The organism is Trichococcus sp. TS_SC_9 (assembly GCF_056156325.1).
In genome coordinates this window covers 1,672,060-1,691,314 of record NZ_CM149591.1, presented here as the reverse complement: position 1 = coordinate 1,691,314, position 19,255 = coordinate 1,672,060, and the positions used below count along the sequence as shown (strand labels likewise).

Sequence of the window (19,255 nt, the reverse complement as noted above, 5' to 3'; positions counted from 1 at the left end):
AAGTTCGGTTATCTTAAAATTTTACCCAGGAATGCCTTAGTTCGCTCATGTGTCGGATTATCGAAGAAGTGCTCCGGAGTGCCTTCTTCTACAATCATGCCATCAGCCATAAAGATGACCCGATCGGCAACTTGTCTCGCAAAGCCCATTTCATGCGTCACGACAACCATCGTGATGTTCATGCTAGAAAGCTTGATCATGACATCCAATACTTCCTGAACCGTCTCAGGGTCCAACGCCGAAGTAGGTTCATCAAAAAGAATGATTTTCCGCTGTGAGCAAAGCGCTCTTGCGATTGCCACCCTTTGCTGTTGACCGCCTGAAAGCGTTGAAGGATAGACATTCGCCTTTTCGCGCAAGCCAACGATATCTAAATATTCGTAAGCCATTTCCTCCGCTTCTTTTTTGGATTTGCCTTGCAGCTTCATAGGGCCGATTATCAGGTTCCCTAACACTGTCATATGTGGATACAGATTAAATTGTTGAAAAACCATTGCAGATGAATGGCGTACAATGTCCAACTTGTTTTTAGTTGTGACTTCTGTTCCGTCTATAAAAACTTTTCCGTCTGTAGGTTCTTCTAGGAAATTCATACAACGGACCGTTGTACTCTTACCGGAACCGGAAGGCCCGATAATGACCACTTTTTCTCCTTCGGCAACTTCCAGGTTGATATCCTTCAACACATGGTTGGCCCCGAAATACTTATTTACGTGCTCTAACTTAATCAATTTTGCCTCAACCCCTTTTGTGCTCGTCATCATACTACTATTTTTTCAAGAGCATGGATTGGATCCTTATCAAGAAAGGACCGCTTCTTATTATTATACCATAAAGCAAAATTATAATGAAAGCATGATTAAAAATCAATTAAATTGTTCCGCGGAAATGTCAGACTTTCTAACACGTATTTCCAGGTTTACTACTCAATCGTAAAAAACAGCCTATTTTACACCCGTTATATGAGAAACCCTTCCACGAAAATTACTTTTCGTTAAGACAAATCCGCTTAAATGAAGCTTATCGAGAAAAACAGTGCCATTTGCAATAAATTGTCTTACGGACAATTTATTTTCATTTCTCATTTCATTTCACGATTATTACTCGGATCAGCCGAAACGGGCACATTTCAGTATATCTTTCAATCGTTTTTTGATAGAATGACTTGATATGAAAATTCCATGATAAAGGGGTACTTACTTTGCCAGAAAAACATAATAAAATCCTTTCTTCCAAAAACTGGGCACCACATACGCACCAAGCGCTGAATGCTGTCCTCGCAGCTCACGGGAACCAAAGCAGCTCCTTCGACCCAGCGGATCCTCCTTACGTTGTATTTGATTTCGACAATACTTCCGCCATCATGGATATCGAAGATACCTTGATGCTTTACATGTTGCTGCATCTGGATTACCGTTTGACGCCCGATCAGTTCCATGCGATTCTGACGGATGGCCTCGAGAATGTCGGCGCATCAGAGACGACACTCCTTGATAAGACCAATCCGCTTGCTACAATCGGCAATATCGCTGACGATATCCGCACAGCCTATGCTTGGTTGTACAAACAATATGAAGGTTTTATGCAAGGCGGTACACTTTCATTGGAAGAAGCAAAAAAAACTTCTTATTATGAAGAGTTCGCCGCAAAAATCCGTCTGTTCTACACGGTCATCAACGGCGACTTCAAAAGAAAAGCCGGATATCCTTGGATGACTTATCTTTTCGCGCAACGCACCAGCGAAGATTTGCGCCAACTGGCTTACCAATCCATTTCTTATTGGTTGCAGTACGGCAAATTTGAACGCGTGACTTTGACAAGCCCCGGTGAATTGCCTAGCAAAGCAGGCGTCATCGTGTCCCATTACGATACAGGCTTGGCGTTCCCAACCGAATTGAAGGAACTCTACCACGTCCTGAAGGCGAACGGCATCGTCGTCTATGTCATTTCGGCTTCACCGGCGGATGTCGTCCAGGTCGCCGCAACGCATCCGGACTTCGGTTACGGGTTGGACAATGAGCACGTCATCGGCATGTATTACAATAAGGATGAAAACGGCCTGATCCAACCGTGCATGCAACCCGGCAAGAACATCACCAAAGGTCCCGGTAAAACTGCAGTCATCACTGAGCAGCTGATGCCGAAGCATAACGAAAAACAGCCGCTGATGCTCTTCGGGGACAGCACCGGCGACTACGATATGATGGTGGAACTGCAGGACGCCAAACTCTGCGTCCTCTTCAACCGCTACATGAACGACGACACCCAAAAATTGGCGCGCGAAGCTTTCTGCACAATCGAGGACGCGAGCCCGCGCATCGTTCTGCAGGGACGCGACGAAAACAAAGGCAGCCTGCGCCCTTCCGAAAAGACGATCCTTTTGGGAACACAGGAAGAAGTACTTATCCACGAAGCCTAGGAAAAGCGGAACGGGTTCGTTCAGCCCTGAAAGAAATTTAGGAAATCGTGCCGCCTGATCATCGTAGAGCGCAATGGGGTACGATTTATCTAATTTCCAAAGGGCTAACCCTTGAAGCTAGCCAATGTTTTGGGATGCATGAAACACTTTATATATGCTAAACAAAAGAAGCCTCCGCTCAGTTTAATTTGAGCGGAGGCTTCTTTTTGTTTATAAAATGATGCGTGATTCGAATTTTTGATGACAGGTCGGACATTTCACTGTCTTTTTGCCGCGTTTGACGGGCAAACGCAAAGTCGTCCTGCAGTTAGGACACTTGCGGAAACGGGCCACTCTGATCTCCTTGAACCTTCTGAAAAGCAACTTCAGCTTTTTCTGGTTCGGCTGCCACCACTTGAGGAATTTGCGGTTTTCCTCGGCGCGTTTATTGATTTTTTTCGAGTAGACCCGGAACAGGGCCCAGAAAATCAATATTTGCGCGGCGAAAACTAACACACCAAAGTCTGTGATTGCCCCCAAGAAATAAAGCACCATGCCCGAAATGATCAACGCGTTGTATAGCTGATCCGCGCCGTATCTCCCGCGCATAAATTGTATCATTTTTCTTTTCAACTTTTCCAATTAACTATCCCCTTATCGCTTCGCTGGAATGTTCCTGATGCTGAAGCATCGGCGACAGGAATTCCATGCACTGTTCCTTTATTATATCACAGTGCGGAACGGAGAAAGCTTAAGAATAATTGAAAATGATGAGGCCATATAATGTGCGGCGGACAGGCCGCCGACGTTGCAGACCGCAAGCTGACCGTGAGCTCCGGTGAGCACCAGCCAACCGGAGCTGAGTCCATATTCTGTTCCCCTGCTCCGGCCAGCCCCGCCTGGCCGGAGATCAGACAAAAAATACCTTCGCCGTACAATCATTCTGTCTGCACCCTTTTCTGTTGGATGTAGGTCCAGGCTTTTCTGGTCGTGATGTTGTAGATATTTTCCTTTTCGTAATTTCCGATTGCGTTCAAGTCGTTCACAGTCCACAAGGAAAACTCCAACGCCAACTGCTTACCTTTTTCCCGAACGGCATCGGTGAACAACTGATGATTGATGTTGATGACTTTCGCTTGGCTGCGGGACAATTTGGCCAACGCTTCGAGTAACACATTTTCTCCCCATCGTCCGATATGCTCGCCATGAAACGAATCATCCATGCCATTCTCGATGTTCATCAAAATCTGATCGCGCCACTTTGATAGATATCTACAGGCCACCGTTCCGCTCAGTTCCACTTGCGGCCAAAGATCATATTTGTCGGCCAATCCGTACACCGCCTCTTCGAGACCGGTTTCCTTCAGGTCGCAATTGATGCGGATTGGACTTTTCCCCCCGGCGATATATGCAAAAACATCTTCCAAGGCTACATAACACTTTCCATCTTCCAATGTATCGTGATGCAGAACAAGTTGGTGTTCCTTGTTCATCCGAACATCGACTTTGATGGCGGAAACTTCCTGTTTGTCGCAGAAGAACATAACAAACTCCATGCTGTTGTCCGCCAATCCATCACTGCCGGATTGCGCTGTTAGATAGGACAATTTTCAGGACTCCTCCCTTTATTTACTTATTAATCTACTATAGCAAGACAATGTAAAAATCCCGTCAAAATAAAATGAAATATACACGAAGTTTGTAGCGTCTTTGTAAACAAAATATTTTTTTGTACGATTGTAGTTTAGTGCCATCAAACGGACTTGGATGTTGCTATAGTGGATCGCCTTCTCCGGCGAAGGTTCTCTCGGCCGGAGATGACGTTCAGACATTCAGAAAAAACAGCACACAAAAAGAGGCACCAGCCTAATCAATAGGATAGTGCCCCTTTTTACGAGCTAATTTATTTTTTTATTTTGCTGCTTGTTTACGACGTTCTGACAAGATCGCCACGTTTTCTGCAACTTTTTCTTTAGTCAACGGATAGATGAACCATAGACATAACGCAACGCCTGTGTACCCGATAGCTGGTACAAGCGTAGCCACATCGTAGATGCTGTCAAGGACGGCTGCTTCTTGTGTTGCTGCCGCTGATGCGTAACCGATAGCAGCCAGAGCGAATCCGCCCAAACCGCCCGCCAAGGCTTGTCCAAGTTTTCTTGAGAAGGAGTAGACGGCGTATACTGTACCGCTGTCCGCAGTTCCAGTTTTCACTTCTTGGTAGTCAATGATGTCCGTGATGAAAGCCCAGATAACTACGTTGAAGTAGTTCATTCCCAGACTTGCAAGGAATGCCATCGGAAGGAATACCATAACATTATCCGTATGCATAAAGTAAAGGACAGCGTATACAATTGCCGAGAAGAACAACGCTACTGTCGCTGATTCTTTTTTACCAAAACGGGAAGCGATTTTTTGTGCGAAAGGTGCAAGCATCAATGTTCCGACAGTTCCTAGGATACCGGCTACAGCCAATGTTTTGGAGCTCTTGAAATAATCAGCATACAGATAGGCGTTCATTGTGTTCACCAATAACATGGACAACAATAGGAAGATTGCAGCAGCAATGATACCGCCCAGTGCGCGGTTTGTTGATAAGCCTTTAACTAGAACGGCCATTTCTTTACCGAAAGATTGTTTTTCAGTTTCCGGTTTTTGCGGAATCTGTACACGTTCGATCGTGAAGTGATAGCAGAATTGATACAGGGCGAAAGCAAGAACAGCAAAAACACCGGCCAGGAGCGTGAAGCGTTCAGGAATAACAATCTGTGCACCGTTTGCATCAGTCGTGTAGACGAACAAGGGAACAAAGAATGAGATGAAGATGCTGGCAAGGCTGGCTCCCATGCTGCGGAATACAGATAGGGAAGCGCGATCTTCAGGTTTCTCGCTGATTACGGATGCCATCGATCCATAAGGGATGTTGATTGCTGTGTAGCAGATGCTACCCCAGAACAGGTATGTCACGAAGATATAGACGATTTTTGCAGTCATGGACCAGTTTTGAACGACTGACAAGAACATCAGGAAGCCGGCGATAACAGCGAATGGCGCTACGCGTTTAATCCAAACTCGGAAGCGGCCATCTTTTGAAGGTTTCAGCGTATCAACCAGACGTCCCATCCCCATATCCGTAAAAGCATCGACAATCCTAGCTGACAAGAATAACGTACCTACAACTGCTCCGCTGATCCCCAATACTTTGGTATAGAACAACATCAAGAAAGAACTTGAAAAGATGAAGAACAAGTCATTTGCGATGTCCCCCGCCATATAGGCTAATTTATCGATCAGACCGAATTCCCTTACATTCTTCTTGTCATCGGTTACATTTTGTACTTTATTTGCGCTTGCGTGTTGCATTTCATGACCCCTTTTCTTATATTGATAAATCGACGCCGACCCAGTTGATTAGACGGATAGAAACAATATCACCATGTGATACTTGGTTTCGTTTAAAAAATAATAAACGTTTTCAAATGAAACGACGTAACATTTACACACAGAATATACCACGCATTTTTAGCGCATACAACGGATTTATTATTAACAATTTGTGAACGTTTTTCATGATATATGTCATGTTCTTGTTCTGTCAATGATGAAAACGATGCCAAAAAGACCGGCTATCCGCATGTTAACATGGATAGTCGGTCTGAAAATTAATGCTGAATTTTGACCTTCGTCACAATTGTTTCATTTCTAAAATTCGATTGGAAAAAAAATTCCTAATTGACCTACTGTAGAAGAATAAGCTTATTTTTTAAGGGCACTTCGGTTCCAAAACAAGTACAGGATGAATGCGCCCAAGACGACCACAATCGGCAAAGCTACAACTAGCGGCGTGCTTTCTTGATGATGGGCTACAGCATACCGCTGGATACCGCCGATGAGCGCAAAAGTAAAGAGAACGAAAAGCACTGGATAAAACTCAGTCATTTTACGGAACAGAATCAATCCTCCGGCAAAAATACAGAGCAACAAGATGGCTGCCAGATCAAATGGATAAGGTATGACGATCGGCCACAAATCCGGAATAAGAAAACTCCCCGATACGCTTCCCATCATAAAGATGATGAACACGGTAATCATCAGAATAATCTGGGAACTGTTTTTGCTGATCCAAGCGTTACCAGCATAGACACTTTTTTGCGCTATCAGAAACATCAGAGTCACTGCGATACCCGCCAACAAGACATCAAACAGATAGCTCAGCGGATTGATGATTACCGTTCCGGTTCTTCCGAAGTTGCTGATCAACTTGATTCCCCAAAGAATGCCGAAAACTAGGAGGACCAGTTGGCCTCTTTCTTTCCAAGTACTTTTTGGCATATTACTGATGAGTTCATCCGCCATTTGTTTCGGCTCGTTTCCGAAAAATTCGACGGCAGTGATTCCATCCGCTTGTGCAGCCAATAAATCATTGGCCAGTACGTAGATCTGCTCATTGATGTCCCCTTCGTCATAAAGCAGACTTGAAAATAGCATGTAAGAACGAAGGTCATCAAAATACTGCCGATTCTCCGACAACAATTGCTCCTCCAGCCGATGCATCTGTTCACGGTAATATTTTGCCCTATTCTCTTTCATTTTCACCAATCCCCTCCATCAGAATACTCACTTTTGTCACCAGATTTTGCCATTGTGACTGGAAACTGTCCAAGTACTCTTTGCCATCCGATGTGATGGTAAAGTATTTGCGATCCGGCCCCTCCGCAGATTTTTTCATTGTGCCTTTGATCAGTTTTTGTTTTTCAAGCTTTTGCAAAAGCGGATATATAGTTCCCCCTACAATCGTTGTAAAGCCGGCATCCTTCAATCGTTGCACCAGCTCATACCCGTATATTTCTTGTTCGGAAATGATTGCCAGCACACATCCATCCAACACGCCTTTCAACAGTTGCGTTTCCTTCATTCCACAGCCTCTCCCCTCTAGTTTGTATTGCATACTAGATGACTTGTTTTTATTATACAGCATTGCAGCTAGTTTGTAAAACAAACTAGCTGCAATGCGTAAAAAAGGACAAGAACACATGGATGCTCTCGTCCTTCCTTCTTCTTGTTTTGAAATTATTTTTTCTGTACAGTGTCTTCAACAATTTCCGATCGATGATTCAGAAATCACAAATCGATGACGTCGCCGCCGGTAACGCCATAGATTTGGGCGGTAACATAGCTGGCGTTGTTGGATGCCAAGAAAACGTAGACATGCGCCAGTTCGATTGGCTGCCCTGCTCTTCCCAACAAGGTTTTCTGTCCGAATTCCGGCAAAGCACCTCTCGGTTGCCCATGATCCAATTGCAACGGCGTCCAGATTGGCCCCGGCGCCACCCCGTTCACGCGGATGCCTTTTTTGGCGAACTGTTTCGCCAAACTGATCGTGAAACTGGCGATTGCGGATTTGGTTGCGGCATAATCCATCAAATGGGCACTTGGATCGTATGCCTGAATCGATGTTGTCGTGATGATCGCGCCTCCCGCCGGCAGATGCGGCTCAGCAGCTTTCACCAAACCAAACATCGAAATGATGTTGACCGTGAAGGTATCTTTGACTTGTTCCAACGGCAACTCCGAAATGGACTCCCGCGCAATCTGCTGTGCGGCATTCAATACAAGTGTGTCCAAACCGCCTAATGCTTCGACTGTTTTATCGATTATTTCTTGGTATTTACTTTCATCCCTAAGATCATATGGAAGCAATACAGCCTTCCTCCCGGCCTTCTTTATATATTTGGCAACTTCTTCCGCATCGCGTTCTTCGCCAGGGAAAAATTGGATCGCTACATCGGCGCCTTCTCTGGCATAAGCTATCGCTGCAGCCCGTCCGATTCCGGAATCCCCACCAGTGATCAATACACGGCGATTCTCCAGCAAGTGATTGCCTAAGTAGCTTTCCTCCCCGCAATCGGGTTTCGGAAGCATCTTATCTTGCAAAGCAGGTGTGTCTTGATCCTGATCTGCAAATTTCCCAGTGTGATACAACTCTCTTGGATCCTTCAAAATAGGTTCAACCATCTAATTCACTCCTTTGTCTTTGTAAGAATAGTCTAATACACTTACTTACAATTTTGAAATGATAAGCCTTAGAAAATCTGAACAGATTCGTTTAGACTTGAATAGAATAGAAAAATGTAGCCTCGCAACCTTCTCTTCATCCGCGTTTTATGAGTTCTTTAAGAGATGGATATCTATATATCAAAAAGACCTCACTCTTTCAGGAAATGAGGTCTTTTGGGCCAAAGCTGAGTATATATATTTTAAAGGAACGCAATTTTATCAAGCATCTTTTGGAATTTGGGTATTGAGAAGATTTCAATTAGTCTTTTACAAGACTAACCGTAATTTGAGGCGCGTTACGGCTATAATTAGGAACTTTCTCAGCGAAATTTTGTAAGTGAGACATTTTATTATGTAACTCAATCGCTTGTCGGTTTTCCCATTTTTCAACCATTACAAAACTATTTTCATCTGTAACAGCTTGGTAAAGTTGATAAGACACGCAGCCTTCTTCTTTCCTAGATTCCTTAATTAGTTCTGCAATTTCATTTAAGAATTTTTGTTTTTGCTCGGGTTTAATATAAAATTCTGCATTGATTACTATCATTTCTCCACCTACTTAAAATTAGTTATTTTTTCTGGCGCAAACCGTACGGATTCGTAGCCTTCTTCCATTGCCTTGCCGATGGACAGGATCATTACCGGCACGTATCTTTCTTTGTCCAAATCGACTGCCTCTGCTAATTGATCCGCCTCAAATCCTCCGATAGGGTTCGTGTCATAGCCATGGGCACGGGCAACCAGCATGAATTGCATCGCTGCCAAACTGGAATCGATTTTGACAACATCATTCATCTGTTCTTTTGAAAAGTTCTTGTAGTAAGGAATGATGGCGGCTAATTGTTGGTCCCGGACTTCGGCGGACATTTTGCCTTGTTCGACAGCTGCATCGTAGATTTCTTACCCATGCTCGTAGCATTGCATATCCCCAAATATCAGGACCATCGCTGATGAAGTGTCATTTTGTCTTGTGTTGAAACGGATCAGCGGTTTCAGATTGGCTTTTGCTTCCTCGCTCTCGACTACCACAAAACGCCAAGGTTGCATGTTTACGGATGAAGGCGTCGTCGTGGCTTTCTGGATCATTTCCAGCATTTCTTCTTGACTGATTTTAAAATTTTCATCATAAAGACGGATCGATTTTCTTCCGAATGCGATATCCGAAAAATCGTTGTTGATAAGTTTGTTTGTCATGTTTGCAGCCTCTTTCTTTTTATCTTTTCAAGTATAGTTTGTTCAGCAACTTGGATAATTGCTCTGCTTCCTCATCGCTTAATGACAGCGACAAGGAAGATTTCCCCTCATCATGTTCTTTTCCGCAAGCTGCCAAATCTTGGATCGCCTGCTCGGATAATTGGACAAAGATCTCTCTGTTGTTGTCTGCGTTCCTATTACGGATGACGTAGCCCTTTTGTTCCAATATTTTCAGATGGCGCGTGATTGCGGCACTGTCTATCTTCATTTCAGTCTGGATCTGATTTTGGGAACATGTCCCTTTTTCTTTCAGGAACATCAGCATCTCATACCGCGTCAAACTGAAGCCTGTTTCTTTTTCGAACAGCGTGTTGATTTCCTGATTTGTGAGTTTGATCTGATAAAGCAACCTGCTTACATCTCTCAAGTTCATAAAATTTCACCTCGATTATGCGGATTTTCCTGAACGACCGAACAATTGACTAGTCAACTGTTGATTAGTCAATCATAAACCAGCAACTAACTTTTGTAAAGCTATTTGCCTGGAAAGCAATCGGACATGCTGCTTTTTTTTGAACCTATAAAAAAAGATCCCACTCTTCCGAATAGGATCACCCAATTTGTAATATGCGCGCTATTTGCGGTTTGAGAATCGGGAAGCTTTGCAAGCTTTCTTGAGACCTTATTTTTCTTATTCTTTGGTTTACAATCAACTATTTTCAAATTGATGCGCAGCAAGTGCACCGCCCATAAAATATTTTTTGGAAGTCATAAAACTCATATAAGGATCGTTACTTACTGACTAAATAGAGTAAAATACCTGCAATTAGCCCACCACGGAGTGCAGCCGATAATAAGTATAGTGATTTTTGAAAACTTTTTCCTCCTAACAATCCATACACAAATATACCTACGCCAGTTGCTAATCCCATATCAACAAAAGCTCCTCCAGTTTGGTGTATCAGAGAAAAAGTCATTCCATGGTTCATTAACCATATTGGACCAACAATTAGAAAAGCCGACAAAAAACCTCCAGCTACTTTCCAGCGGTTTACCAACCTTCCCCATACTTGTATGATAGCGAAAGGCAAGATAAATCCTCCTAGAATTGTTAACATTTCTCTATACATCGGGATTCCCCTTCCTTCTTTCAAAGTAGTGTGAAACTAATGCTGCAAACACTGCGCCAATTGATAAAAGAATAATTGTTGGTAATGATGAAAAGCTATTAATAACCCCTTTAGATAAAACATCACTGGTAAAAACTGCAATCGCGATGCTAGCTCCCATATCGACTGTCGCTGCCTCACTGTCTTGATGGATCAGACCATTGTAGTGAACAATATACCAAACGGGTCCAATTATTAATATTGCCGCTGCAAAACCAGCATAAATTCCCAAAATGGAAACATAACTCCACAAGTAAGGGACCAAAAAACCAGCTAAACAATAGGCTAACAATGTTCTGATATAGTTCAAAGATAACACCCCCTAATGCAACAAATATAACATGAGTCCTCTTGTTAATCCGTCAAATTGTTAATTTAATAACACCGTTTACAATTTGCTCACGAAAGTTAATAATTATTGTAAACAGTGTTCTAAGAACGGAGATATTCCGCTATTGAGTTAACGATTGACGCTGACAACTGTCCATTTTCCCCCTTGAATTTAGGACAGCCCTTCATTTCAATAAAAAAAAGACCCCGCTCTTTTGAATGGGATCTTCACAGTATAGCAAATCGGCTTACTTATTATAAATCTTCGGGCCTTTGCGCATGTTCTTAATATCATTTTTCGGCGTGTCGATTTGTTTGGACCTTCCGCCGCCTTGTTTATTCTTGATTATTTCTAACATTTTTTCTTTTGGATTCACTGTTTACACCGCCTTTTTTGATGGAACACTCCATACTTTCATTCTATTGAATTGATGCCATAAAAAAAGCATCAGCAAAATGCCGATGCTTTAGGGCTGTTAATTGATTTGTCAAATCGGTCTTTTGAACCAAATTGAAGCAAAAAACTTTTTTGAAAACGTTGATACAATAAATATTAACGTTTTGAGAATTGTGATGCTTTACGCGCTTTTTTCAAACCTGGTTTCTTACGTTCAACCATACGTGGGTCACGTGTTAACAGACCAGCTGCTTTCAATGGTCCGCGGAAGTCAGGATCTACTTCTAATAATGCACGAGAGATACCGTGACGAGCTGCTCCAGCTTGTCCAGTGAATCCGCCGCCGTTTACGTTAACGAAGATATCGTAGCTACCTAAAGTACCTGTAAGGTTTAAAGGTTGTTTGATTACTTCATATAAGTAAGCGAATGGGATGTATTCTTCCATGTCTTTTTTGTTGAAGATGATTTTACCTGTGCCAGGTAATAAACGTACGCGTGCAGTCGAATTCTTACGACGACCAGTTGCGATATATTGTGCTTGTGCCAATGAAATTCCCTCCTTAAATTAGGTTAGTGATATCTAAAACTTCTGGTAATTGAGCTTCGTGTGGGTGAACTGCTTCACCGTATACGTGTAACTTAGTGAATTGTTTAGCACCTAAAGAGTTCTTAGGTAGCATGCCTTTAACAGACAATTCAACTAATTTTCTTGAATTCTTAGCACGTAATTCACCAGCTGAAATTTGTTTTAGCCCACCTGGATAACCTGAATGACGGGAATAAATTTTGTCAGATGCTTTTTTACCTGTTAATGTAACTTTGTCTGCATTGATAACAATCACATAATCACCAGTGTCTACGTGTGGTGTGAAAGTTGGTTTGTTTTTACCGCGTAAAATAGTTGCAACTTGTGTTGATAAACGTCCCAATGGGATGTCAGTCGCGTCGATTACGAACCATTTGCGGTCGATTTCGTTTGCTTTAGCCATGTATGTTGTACGCACGTTTGTTTCCTCCATATTCTTCTCTGTCTGTTTGATCCAATTGAGTTTCCGGGGCTCATCGTGGGGCAAACAATACCGTCTTATATGATACGACATTCCTAGAGAGTTGTCAATCGGTTCACAAGAAATATTTTATCCTTTGCAGCGCAAAAAAGGCCCCACCCGCCCGCAGAAACAGCGTTTGTGGAACCTTTTATTTATTTTTTCAAATATAAATATAATTGCTCGATGACCTCGGCTGGTACAAATGGATAGGCACCTTTGCCGGATGTCTTGTGCGGCTTGAATGCTTCGATGATGCTGTTGTCCTTCACGATGTCTTCCACCGAGACGAACTCCCCTTTTTTCGTGATTGTTAGTTCAAAAGCTTCATATTCTTCAACTGCCACGTTCTTTTTCGGGGTCGAGTAATGCGCCATGCTGGCTTGCACGGAAAGGACCACATCATTCGGCAGACCGATCGCTTCATAAAACTGAGGCATTGCAGCAGCCACAAAATCCGGCACATCGCCGCGTGGGATGCGTTTGAGTTCTTTGATGAACGTTACCATTATTCCACTCTCCTTCATTCATTCTTATATTTCCATTATACGCGAGTTTCGGAATTTTAACATCATTCCAGAGAAATAACCGTTCAAGCGTGATCGGTTATTTCTCGCAACTTCACTGACTTTAAATACATAAAAATATTGACCACTTTAAGCACTCGTGCTACCATTGCACTAACATTAATTTTAAATGATAAAAAGATGATAATGCACTTATGTATGTCATTTCGCATAAAGGAGAATCGATGATGGACAATATCAGCATTCAAAGTTATCTTGCGCAATTGGGAAACAGAAAAGATCCGAAAACAGGCGCCGTCAGTGCCCCGATTTATTTGTCCACAGCTTATGGACATCCTGGCTTGGGCCAATCGACCGGCTATGACTACACTCGCACCGCCAATCCGACTAGGGATATCCTTCAGGAAGGTTTGGCTGTTCTTGAAAATGGCGTCCAAGGCTTCGCTACCAGCTCAGGTATGAGTGCCATCCAGCTCGCCTTCAGCATTTTCCCGGTCAACAGCCATTTCGTCGCATCCAGGGACCTTTACGGCGGCAGCTTCCGTTATTTCCAGGATATGGAGAAAAAAGGCTTCTATTCCTTCACTTATGTCGATGATCCGATCGATATCGCATCGGCCATCCAGGATAATACCGCCGCTGTCTACATCGAAACGCCGACGAATCCGCTCATGAAGGAAACAGATATCTCGGCGGTGGCTGAGATCGCAAAAAAACACGGTTTACTGGTGATTGTGGACAATACCTTCTACACACCTCTGTTGCAGCGTCCTTTGGATCTGGGCGCCGATATCGTCGTCCACAGCGCCACCAAATACCTTGGTGGCCATAACGATCTGTTGGCGGGTGCGGTCGTGACGAACGACAAGGCGCTCGGCGAACAGCTGGCTTTCCAACTGAATACGGCAGGCGGCACTTTGGACGCCTTCGACTGTTGGCTCTTGGTCCGCGGACTGAAGACGTTGCCGCTGCGCATGAAACAGCACCAGACGAATGCACAGGCAGTCGTTGCTTATCTGGAAACGGAAAATCTTATCAAATCGGTCTATTACCCGGGTAAAGGCGGCATGCTGAGCTTCACGCTGCATGATAAAGCCTGTATCCCTGCCGTGTTGGATGCCCTGAATATCTTCACTTTCGCTGAAAGCTTGGGCGGCGTGGAGAGTCTGATCACTTACCCCACTACCCAGACACATGCCGATATTCCGGTTGAAATCCGCGAATCATACGGTTTGACGGACGATCTGCTGCGCATCTCGACAGGAATCGAGGATGCGGATGATCTGATCGCCGATCTGCGTCAGGCCTTCGCGAAGGCTGCGGTTGTTGCCAAAGTCTGATAAGGTAGACCGCAAAAGATATAGTATGTTGAAAACCTCCGAAGGGCTTGTGGCGCTTGCGGGGGTTTTTGTTTTTCAGCGCTGTCCGGTGGTTTCCTCCGGTGAACGGAGGCCTCGCCGGAGTTCAGACTTTTTGCGGGAGCGTCAGCTCCTGTGGGGGGTGCTTCGCCGGAGCTGACGGAGATTGCAGGAGCTGTCCTCCGGCGACGGCTGCTTCACCGGAGCTGGCGCCGCTCGCCATTGCTCAAGCACGCAAAAAAGCAGCTGTGGAAAAGATCTCGTCTTTTCCACAGCCGCTTTTTCAGCATTCTTGATTTATTCTTCGTTCTGTTTGGTTTCGAATGCTTTCGTGATCGTCATCAGGCAACGGAAGAGGTCTTCCACGCTGTCTTCGTAGGCTTTGTTATCGGTCAGCCCGCGCACTTTATCCAACACCTTGTCTTCCCTTGATTGGTCCAGGATCGGCAGCTCGTTCTCTTTCTTGATCCGCGCAATCTCCGTAACTGCATCCATCCGGCGTTCGAATAGCTTCACCAACTCCTGGTCGATGGCATCGATTTCCGCTCTTTCCTTTTTAAACATGCCTCTTCCCCCTATCCGTTCCTTAATTTTTCTTCGTCATAATACACTTCCACGAGATACAACCCTTGCGATGGGGCTGTCGGTCCGGCTTGGCGCCTGTCCTTCACTTCCAAAAGGCGGTCGATTTCCTCGACCTTTTTCAGACCGTCAGCAATCTGCAGCAGCGTCCCCACGAAAATGCGGATCATATTGTAGAGGAAACCATTGCCCCTGAAGGTGAAGACCAGTTCATTGTTTTCCTCGTCCTTCCTGACACTCGCTTCATAAACGGTCCGGACCAGATCGGTCTTGTCGGTTTTTGTCGAACAGAAGCTGGTGAAGTCATGCTCGCCTTCCAGTTTTTTGATGGCCTGCTCCAGATTCGCCATATTGAAGCGGTAAGGATGGTGCGTTGTATAGAGTCGTTTGAAGGGGTTCGGGAAGCGATCGAGATCGACCCGGTAAATGTATTTTTTACCCATCGCATGGTAACGCGAATGGAATTCCTCTGGAGCGAACTCCACGGATGTAACCAAAATGTCATCAGGCAGCAAGCTGTTCAACGCCCGCAGCAGATGATCCGGCTTGATCGCAGCCGGGTAATCGAAGTGGATGACTTGCCCGAGTGCATGGACACCCGAATCGGTCCGGCCGGATGCATGGATCGGAATGATCTGCCCATTCGACATTTTCTTCAAAGCCTTTTCGATTTCCGTTTGGACACTGTTGCCGTTGGGTTGGACCTGATAACCCACATAACCCGTTCCGTCATATTGCACGATGCATTTGAATCGTTGTGCACTCATTGGTGGCGTATGCCCCTTTCTTGTCTTTCTTATCTTTCCGATATGTATGGTTATGTTTTTTTCTATTTTAAAAGGGACCGGAAGTACTACCCGGTCCCCAGACTCGTTCTATAACGGCAGATTGCCTCTGTATGCGCTCAAGATCGGAAGAACAGCAACAGCCCTGTCAGCACGACAAACGCCAGCATACTCAGCGTATCCAGCCTCTGCCAATCGAGGACGCGGTATTTCGTTCGGCCTTCACCGCCCTGATACCCACGCGCTTCCATGGCGTTCGCCAATTCATCGGCACGATTGAACGAGCTGACGAACAGCGGCACCAAGATCGGTGTGACTGCCTTCATCTGCTTCACGATATTGCCTTCACCGAACTCGACGCCGCGAGCCCGTTGCGCATTCATGATTTTTGAAGCTTCATCCATCAACGTCGGCACGAAACGCAACGCAATGGAAAGCATCAGTGCGATTTCGTGGACAGGAACCTTGAAGCGTTTCAGCGGCCCCAACAGTTTTTCGATTGCATCGGTCAACGACAACGGCATCGTCGTGAGCGTCAGCAGCGTCGAAATGAAGATGATCAGGACGAAGCGCATGAAGATGAAGGCGCCGTTGATCACCCCGAACGAAGTGACGCTGATCGGTCCCAGTTCAAAATATGTTTCCCCGCCCCGTGTGAAGAGGATCTGCAGCAATACCGTGAACATGATCAACCAAATCAGCGGCTTCACACCGTTCAAGAAGACCGACAGTTTGATGTCGGAAAGGATGACGCACAGGAAAGTGAACAACGTCATGATCAAATAAGTCTGCCAGTTGTTGGCCAGGAAGATGACGATGATGAAATAGAAAGCACCGATCAGCTTCGCGCGCGGATCCAGTCTATGGACCAGCGAGTTGCCTTGGATGTAGCGCCCGAAAAGTAATTTATCCAACATCTATGCCACCCTCTTCCTTAGCGACATTTTTGGTTCCTTGGTTCTCTTTGATTTTGGCGATCAGCACAGCCGCCAGTTGTTCCGTGCGCAGCGGCCTTTCGCTTCCGAAATCGATGCCTGTCTTTTTGCTCAACGTATCGAGGAAAGCCAGTGCGGAAGGCAAGCCCAATTGTTTCTCCTGGAGCCAAGCGGCATCCTTGAAAATTTCTGCAGGCGGGCCCATCCGGACAACTGTCCCCTTCTCAAGGATGACCACATGATCCGCATAGGTTGCGACATCATTCATCTGATGCGTAACCAATACGATGGTCAGTCCGTTGTCGATATGCAGTTGATTGAACATATTCATGATTTCCCGTCTGCCCGCAGGATCCAATCCGGCCGTCGGTTCATCCAGGACCAGCACTTCCGGTTCCATCGCCAAAACTCCGGCAATCGCTACGCGTCTCATTTGCCCCCCTGAAAGGTCGAAGGGCGAGCGTTCCATGAAGGACTCATCCAAGCCGACCAAAGGCAAGACGCGCCTCACGATCGCCATTGCGTCCGCTTCGCTGACGCCGAAGTTCATCGGACCGAAGGCGATATCCTTCGCGATCGTCTCCTCGAATAGCTGCGACTCCGGAAACTGGAACACGATCCCGACTTTTTTGCGCAGGCCCTTCAGGTTTTTGTTGTTGGATTTGTTCGTTATGATGCGGTCACCGATCGTTACGCTGCCTTCTGTTGGTTTCAATAAAGCATTCAGATGCTGCGTGACCGTCGATTTCCCGCTGCCGGTATGTCCGATCAACGCTGTATAGCTGCCGTCCGGTATGTTCAGGTTCACATCATAGAGGGCCCGGTTTTCGAAAGGCGTTCCGGCAGAGTAGGAATAGCCTACTTTTTCGAAAGTAATGTCCATAACCAACTCACCATCCCTTCCTCAGTCAAATATTCTTCAGGAACTTCCAGTCCCTGTCTCTTCAATTGGTATTTCAGCTTCTCTGGGAATGGGATATCCAAACCGATATCGATGATTTCCTTGCCCAAGCTGAATATCTCTTCCGGTGTGCCGATCCGTTTCAATTGCCCGGCTTCCATCACAAAGATGCGGTTCGCCTTCGCGGCCTCGTCGATGTCATGGGTGATCGAAATCACCGTCAAATTTTCTTTTTCCTTGATTTCTTGGATGGTCTCGATGACTTCGTGACGGCCTTCCGGATCCAACATGGTCGTCGCCTCATCTAGGATGATGATGTCAGGGGACAAAGCCACGATCCCAGCGATCGCCACCCGTTGTTTCTGGCCGCCCGAAAGTCGTGCCGGCTCCTTGTCCATGAAGTCGGCCATGTTCACAGCCGCTACTGCATCAGCAACGCGCTTCACCATTTCTTCGCGGGGAATGCCGACATTCTCCAAACCGAACGCAACATCGTCCTGAACGGTCGAACCGACGAACTGATTGTCCGGATTCTGGAAAACCATCCCGATTTTTTTGCGGACGTCCCAAACCGTTTCTGCATTCAAAGGAATCCCTTCAATGATCACTTCTCCGGAGTTCGCTTCTATCAAGCCGTTGATCGTTTTGGCCAAGGTCGACTTGCCTGAACCATTGGGCCCGATGATGGCGATCCATTCACCCTGCCGGATCGTTAAGGAAACGTTGTTCAATGCCGGTCTTGCATCTTCCTCTGAATAGGAAAAAGTCACATTGCGCAACTCGATAATTTCATTCATGATTGCAGTCCTACTTTCTCTATAGTTGAATCTTACTGCCCGTGACCGTTCATCCCCCCCACAGCCAAGCGGGTATAAAAAAAAGATGAAAAATACGGAAAAGGAATGTCTACTTTGTAAGTATAAACTACTCCTCCATATTTTTCATCCACTGTCTTGACACAGCGCGGAAATAAAACGCTTTTATTTTATATATCAAAAGAAACTAGAAAATATATTTGCATTTTCTAGTTTCTTTTGATAAAAAAAGCACTTTTTTTGATGAAAAAATGCCCTTCCGAAGATCATGCGATCTTCGGAAGAACCTTGAGCTAGACTAGGGAAGCCAGAAGCAAGCCCATCATCATAACACTCTATTTCATCTAAAAGTGAACGTTTCATCTTTATGCGATTGAATTATACTAATTCAATGATAACCATTGGTGCAGCATCGCCACGACGAGGTTCTGTCTTCAAGATACGTGTGTATCCGCCTTGACGTTCTGCATAGCGAGGTGCGATATCACTGAACAATTTTTGTAAAGCTGATTGAACAACGATTTTGTCATCTTCCTCACGTACATCTGCAACTTCGTTACGAACGTATGCTGCAGCTAAACGACGAGCAGATAAATCTCCACGTTTGCCTAAAGTAATCATCTTTTCAGTAGTTGAACGAATTTCTTTAGCACGAGCTTCAGTTGTAACGATGCGTTCGTTGATAAGTAAGTCAGTAGTCAAATCGCGAAGCATTGCTTTTCTTTGAGCGCTTGTGCGTCCTAATTTACGGTAAGCCAT

Annotated in this window: 22 protein-coding genes and 1 pseudogene; 2 read left to right on the top strand and 21 right to left on the bottom strand. The window is 45.1% G+C overall.

Features of this window, described 5'->3' with window-relative positions; translation table 11 throughout:
* Positions 1-8: 8 nt before the first annotated feature.
* On the bottom strand, positions 9-731 hold the full coding sequence (locus AC0J5I_RS08235; RefSeq protein ID WP_107995081.1) for an amino acid ABC transporter ATP-binding protein: 723 nt from the start codon (positions 729-731) through the stop codon (positions 9-11).
* Positions 732-1,201: 470 nt separating this feature from the next.
* Here AC0J5I_RS08235 and AC0J5I_RS08230 point away from each other — a divergent pair, with 470 nt between their 5' ends.
* A complete protein-coding gene (locus AC0J5I_RS08230; protein ID WP_475299376.1) occupies positions 1,202-2,419 on the top strand; it encodes an HAD family hydrolase in 1,218 nt (405 codons plus the stop codon).
* A 210-nt stretch (positions 2,420-2,629) separates the two neighbouring features.
* Here the strand turns inward: AC0J5I_RS08230 and AC0J5I_RS08225 are convergent, their stop codons facing one another.
* From AC0J5I_RS08225 to AC0J5I_RS08160, 14 genes and pseudogenes are all read right to left on the bottom strand, one after another.
* Positions 2,630-3,040, bottom strand: a complete 411-nt coding sequence (locus AC0J5I_RS08225; protein ID WP_107994937.1) for a zinc finger domain-containing protein — start codon at positions 3,038-3,040, stop codon at positions 2,630-2,632.
* 296 nt (positions 3,041-3,336) lie between these two features.
* A complete protein-coding gene (locus AC0J5I_RS08220) occupies positions 3,337-4,005 on the bottom strand; it encodes a PI-PLC domain-containing protein (protein WP_475299375.1) in 669 nt (222 codons plus the stop codon).
* Positions 4,006-4,309: 304 nt separating this feature from the next.
* Positions 4,310-5,761, bottom strand: a complete 1,452-nt coding sequence (locus tag AC0J5I_RS08215) for an MFS transporter (RefSeq protein ID WP_199902961.1) — start codon at positions 5,759-5,761, stop codon at positions 4,310-4,312.
* A 393-nt stretch (positions 5,762-6,154) separates the two neighbouring features.
* Positions 6,155-6,988 carry a DUF1129 domain-containing protein gene (locus AC0J5I_RS08210; protein ID WP_475299374.1) on the bottom strand — a complete coding sequence of 278 codons (834 nt, stop codon included), beginning with the start codon at positions 6,986-6,988 and terminating at the stop codon, positions 6,155-6,157.
* Positions 6,975-7,313 carry a PadR family transcriptional regulator gene (locus AC0J5I_RS08205; protein ID WP_475299373.1) on the bottom strand — a complete coding sequence of 113 codons (339 nt, stop codon included), beginning with the start codon at positions 7,311-7,313 and terminating at the stop codon, positions 6,975-6,977. The genes AC0J5I_RS08210 and AC0J5I_RS08205 overlap by 14 nt, the downstream gene beginning before the upstream one ends.
* Before the next feature lie 206 nt (positions 7,314-7,519).
* Positions 7,520-8,413, bottom strand: a complete 894-nt coding sequence (locus AC0J5I_RS08200) for an SDR family oxidoreductase (protein WP_475299372.1) — start codon at positions 8,411-8,413, stop codon at positions 7,520-7,522.
* Positions 8,414-8,714: 301 nt separating this feature from the next.
* Positions 8,715-9,002 carry a putative quinol monooxygenase gene (locus AC0J5I_RS08195; protein WP_107994934.1) on the bottom strand — a complete coding sequence of 96 codons (288 nt, stop codon included), beginning with the start codon at positions 9,000-9,002 and terminating at the stop codon, positions 8,715-8,717.
* 8 nt (positions 9,003-9,010) lie between these two features.
* Positions 9,011-9,649, bottom strand: a pseudogene (locus AC0J5I_RS08190) (nitroreductase family protein).
* Positions 9,650-9,668: 19 nt separating this feature from the next.
* Complete coding sequence (locus tag AC0J5I_RS08185; protein WP_107994932.1) at positions 9,669-10,082, bottom strand: MarR family winged helix-turn-helix transcriptional regulator; 414 nt, start codon at positions 10,080-10,082, stop codon at positions 9,669-9,671.
* 358 nt (positions 10,083-10,440) lie between these two features.
* Positions 10,441-10,779, bottom strand: a complete 339-nt coding sequence (locus AC0J5I_RS08180; protein WP_234402544.1) for a Lin0368 family putative glycerol transporter subunit — start codon at positions 10,777-10,779, stop codon at positions 10,441-10,443.
* Positions 10,772-11,128: a Lin0368 family putative glycerol transporter subunit gene (locus AC0J5I_RS08175; RefSeq protein WP_107994931.1), complete on the bottom strand. Its 357-nt coding sequence runs from the start codon at positions 11,126-11,128 to the stop codon at positions 10,772-10,774. The genes AC0J5I_RS08180 and AC0J5I_RS08175 overlap by 8 nt, the downstream gene beginning before the upstream one ends.
* A gap of 573 nt (positions 11,129-11,701) precedes the next feature.
* Positions 11,702-12,094 (bottom strand): 30S ribosomal protein S9, encoded by a 393-nt coding sequence (gene rpsI, locus AC0J5I_RS08170; protein WP_086626929.1) that lies wholly within the window; start codon positions 12,092-12,094, stop codon positions 11,702-11,704.
* Positions 12,095-12,107: 13 nt separating this feature from the next.
* Positions 12,108-12,551, bottom strand: coding sequence for a 50S ribosomal protein L13 (rplM, locus tag AC0J5I_RS08165; RefSeq protein ID WP_086627527.1), 444 nt, complete (start codon positions 12,549-12,551; stop codon positions 12,108-12,110).
* 197 nt (positions 12,552-12,748) lie between these two features.
* Positions 12,749-13,102, bottom strand: coding sequence for a hypothetical protein (locus AC0J5I_RS08160; protein WP_107994930.1), 354 nt, complete (start codon positions 13,100-13,102; stop codon positions 12,749-12,751).
* 242 nt (positions 13,103-13,344) lie between these two features.
* Between AC0J5I_RS08160 and AC0J5I_RS08155 the strand changes: the two genes are divergently transcribed.
* Entirely contained in the window at positions 13,345-14,460 is a 1,116-nt protein-coding gene (locus tag AC0J5I_RS08155; protein ID WP_475299370.1) for a PLP-dependent transferase, read from the top strand.
* A 315-nt stretch (positions 14,461-14,775) separates the two neighbouring features.
* Here the strand turns inward: AC0J5I_RS08155 and AC0J5I_RS08150 are convergent, their stop codons facing one another.
* From AC0J5I_RS08150 to rplQ, 6 genes are all read right to left on the bottom strand, one after another.
* Positions 14,776-15,042, bottom strand: coding sequence for a chorismate mutase (locus AC0J5I_RS08150; protein ID WP_107994928.1), 267 nt, complete (start codon positions 15,040-15,042; stop codon positions 14,776-14,778).
* A gap of 11 nt (positions 15,043-15,053) precedes the next feature.
* Positions 15,054-15,827: a tRNA pseudouridine(38-40) synthase TruA gene (truA, locus tag AC0J5I_RS08145; RefSeq protein WP_107994927.1), complete on the bottom strand. Its 774-nt coding sequence runs from the start codon at positions 15,825-15,827 to the stop codon at positions 15,054-15,056.
* A gap of 137 nt (positions 15,828-15,964) precedes the next feature.
* Positions 15,965-16,762, bottom strand: coding sequence for an energy-coupling factor transporter transmembrane component T family protein (locus AC0J5I_RS08140; protein WP_107994926.1), 798 nt, complete (start codon positions 16,760-16,762; stop codon positions 15,965-15,967).
* Positions 16,752-17,663 (bottom strand): energy-coupling factor ABC transporter ATP-binding protein, encoded by a 912-nt coding sequence (locus AC0J5I_RS08135; protein WP_475299369.1) that lies wholly within the window; start codon positions 17,661-17,663, stop codon positions 16,752-16,754. Before AC0J5I_RS08135 ends, AC0J5I_RS08140 begins: the two co-directional genes overlap by 11 nt.
* Positions 17,639-18,478 (bottom strand): energy-coupling factor ABC transporter ATP-binding protein, encoded by an 840-nt coding sequence (locus AC0J5I_RS08130; protein ID WP_107994924.1) that lies wholly within the window; start codon positions 18,476-18,478, stop codon positions 17,639-17,641. Before AC0J5I_RS08130 ends, AC0J5I_RS08135 begins: the two co-directional genes overlap by 25 nt.
* Positions 18,479-18,874: 396 nt before the next feature.
* A complete protein-coding gene (gene rplQ, locus AC0J5I_RS08125; protein WP_086626921.1) occupies positions 18,875-19,255 on the bottom strand; it encodes a 50S ribosomal protein L17 in 381 nt (126 codons plus the stop codon).

Bases quoted from the DNA above. Each gene is read 5' to 3' on its own strand.
- AC0J5I_RS08150 (WP_107994928.1), bottom strand. From the start codon at position 15,042: ATGTTTAAAAAGGAAAGAGCGGAAATCGATGCCATCGACCAGGAGTTG.
- AC0J5I_RS08205 (WP_475299373.1), bottom strand. From the start codon at position 7,313: ATGAAGGAAACGCAACTGTTGAAAGGCGTGTTGGATGGATGTGTGCTG.
- AC0J5I_RS08140 (WP_107994926.1), bottom strand. From the start codon at position 16,762: ATGTTGGATAAATTACTTTTCGGGCGCTACATCCAAGGCAACTCGCTG.
- AC0J5I_RS08200 (WP_475299372.1), bottom strand. From the start codon at position 8,413: ATGGTTGAACCTATTTTGAAGGATCCAAGAGAGTTGTATCACACTGGG.
- AC0J5I_RS08135 (WP_475299369.1), bottom strand. From the start codon at position 17,663: ATGGACATTACTTTCGAAAAAGTAGGCTATTCCTACTCTGCCGGAACG.
- AC0J5I_RS08180 (WP_234402544.1), bottom strand. From the start codon at position 10,779: ATGTATAGAGAAATGTTAACAATTCTAGGAGGATTTATCTTGCCTTTC.
- truA (WP_107994927.1), bottom strand. From the start codon at position 15,827: ATGAGTGCACAACGATTCAAATGCATCGTGCAATATGACGGAACGGGT.
- AC0J5I_RS08160 (WP_107994930.1), bottom strand. From the start codon at position 13,102: ATGGTAACGTTCATCAAAGAACTCAAACGCATCCCACGCGGCGATGTG.
- AC0J5I_RS08130 (WP_107994924.1), bottom strand. From the start codon at position 18,478: ATGAATGAAATTATCGAGTTGCGCAATGTGACTTTTTCCTATTCAGAG.
- AC0J5I_RS08215 (WP_199902961.1), bottom strand. From the start codon at position 5,761: ATGCAACACGCAAGCGCAAATAAAGTACAAAATGTAACCGATGACAAG.
- AC0J5I_RS08185 (WP_107994932.1), bottom strand. From the start codon at position 10,082: ATGAACTTGAGAGATGTAAGCAGGTTGCTTTATCAGATCAAACTCACA.
- AC0J5I_RS08195 (WP_107994934.1), bottom strand. From the start codon at position 9,002: ATGATAGTAATCAATGCAGAATTTTATATTAAACCCGAGCAAAAACAA.
- AC0J5I_RS08210 (WP_475299374.1), bottom strand. From the start codon at position 6,988: ATGAAAGAGAATAGGGCAAAATATTACCGTGAACAGATGCATCGGCTG.
- rplQ (WP_086626921.1), bottom strand. From the start codon at position 19,255: ATGGCTTACCGTAAATTAGGACGCACAAGCGCTCAAAGAAAAGCAATG.
- AC0J5I_RS08155 (WP_475299370.1), top strand. From the start codon at position 13,345: ATGATGGACAATATCAGCATTCAAAGTTATCTTGCGCAATTGGGAAAC.